This window comes from Citrobacter sp. EC_71 (assembly GCF_019584005.1).
Taxonomy (GTDB): Bacteria; Pseudomonadota; Gammaproteobacteria; order Enterobacterales; family Enterobacteriaceae; genus Citrobacter; species Citrobacter werkmanii.
This window is the reverse complement of sequence record NZ_VDAY01000101.1, coordinates 1-237: the sequence shown is the minus strand read 5'-3', so window position 1 is coordinate 237 and position 237 is coordinate 1. Positions and strand designations below refer to the sequence as shown.

1 pseudogene is annotated in these 237 nt (G+C 55.7%); it reads right to left on the bottom strand.

Going from position 1 to position 237, the window contains the following annotated elements:
* Positions 1–237: pseudogene (locus tag FHD02_RS24220) on the bottom strand (IS1 family transposase); the annotation flags it as partial.

Sequence of the window (237 nt, the reverse complement as noted above, 5' to 3'; positions counted from 1 at the left end):
CGCTGGCGCGATTTAGCCCCGACGTATCCCCACTGTTCGTCCATTTCCGCGCAGACGATGACGTCACTGCCCGGCTGTATGCGCGAGGTTACCGACTGCGGCCTGAGTTTTTTAAGTGACGTAAAATCGTGTTGAGGCCAACGCCCATAATGCGGGCAGTTGCCCGGCATCCAACGCCATTCATGGCCATATCAATGATTTTCTGGTGCGTACCGGGTTGAGAAGCGGTGTAAGTGA